This window comes from Leptospira saintgironsiae (genome assembly GCF_002811765.1).
GTDB lineage: Bacteria > Spirochaetota > Leptospiria > Leptospirales > Leptospiraceae > Leptospira_B > Leptospira_B saintgironsiae.
Window position 1 is genome coordinate 1 of sequence record NZ_NPDR01000029.1, and the last position, 1,307, is coordinate 1,307.

Annotated in this window: 2 protein-coding genes; both read right to left on the reverse strand. The window is 38.0% G+C overall.

What is annotated here, in order from left to right:
- On the reverse strand, positions 1-386 hold a 386-nt coding region (locus CH362_RS19065; RefSeq protein ID WP_125169743.1), incomplete at its 3' end, for a response regulator.
- Positions 387-479: 93 nt separating this feature from the next.
- Positions 480-1,307: PDZ domain-containing protein (locus CH362_RS19070; RefSeq protein WP_425269085.1), on the reverse strand; the 828-nt coding region annotated here is incomplete at its 5' end.

Sequence of the window (1,307 nt, forward strand, 5' to 3'; positions counted from 1 at the left end):
ATTCTTTTGTCCACAAGGTCCTTGCCCGCATAAAATAAGTTTTTAAATCTTAAAAGAGAATAACGGATCGCCTCCATCCTAAAAGGTTTGAGGAAAAAATCCACAGCACCCAATCGAAGAGCATTAATAGAGATCTGGATGTCCTGATTTCCAGTGATAACTATAAAAGGAGTTTCTACTCCTTTTTCCCTCAATTTAGTGATGAACTCTATACCGTTCATCCTTGGAAGACGAATATCGGTGATGATTAGATCGAAAGTTTCCGACTCTGCTAAGGTTAAACCTTGTTCCGCGGTTCCGGCTAGAACAAGCTCGTATTCGCTGCCGAAAATTTCTTGGAACAGATCTCGGATAACTTCTTCGTCATCAACGAAAAGGATTTTCATAATAAATTCCTAATTCAGAACTTCCGAATATTTAAGCGACCTATTCGGAAAACAAAAGAAAACCCTGGAAAGGTATTCTAGTCAAGAATTTTGTCAGCGGATATTATCTAGAGAATCAAGAGAATATAAGGATTTTATCCTTTCATCTAAACTTTTTAACTCTGACTTATCAAAAACTGCCAATTTATTTCCTGAAAACCGGAAGATCAAAAATTCGTCCTTATTCTCAGAAATGGCCGCTTTCAAACCTTCTACCGAATCAACAACTTTGTCGTTTACAGATTCTAAGATCAAATCTTGGAATTCTTGATAGGCCCTGTTCTTCTCATCTGGAAATGCTCTAGAAAGTAATACTATACGACTTCTTTCAGGATGAAGTTTTTTAGAATAACTTTCAGCTAAGTATACTAACTTTCTATCGCTGGAGGATTTGTATTTTTCTCCATATTCTTTTAGATATGTATGAGTAAGTTCGGTAAAAAGTAATCCGCCTGCGATGATATATTTAGGAGCGATCTTGTCTGAACTTTCAGGGATCAGGAAAGAATCCTCGTTATACGGCTTTAGTTGATAACGTATTTCTCTTTTTCTGCCATCTCTATATAGAGAAAGAGTGACCCATTCTCCGGAATTTAGATAAGATCCACCTTTGCTGAGTAGGATATCGTACAAGACTTGTTTTTGTTTAGAAGCAACTGGGGTCCCATTCACAGAGAGAACTGCATCACCTGGAAATAGGTTATGCATTGGACCAACTCCAGGTAGAACTTCTGAAACAACTGCACCAACGCTACCTTTCGGAAAATAATAATCTTCTTCTGCAGGAGTTAAAGAACCTTCGGCAGAAAAGCCTGGATGAGGAAAAGGAGAAGCAGAAGAAAATCTACTCTGGTAAAATCTACGAAGAAGGTCCGCACCTGC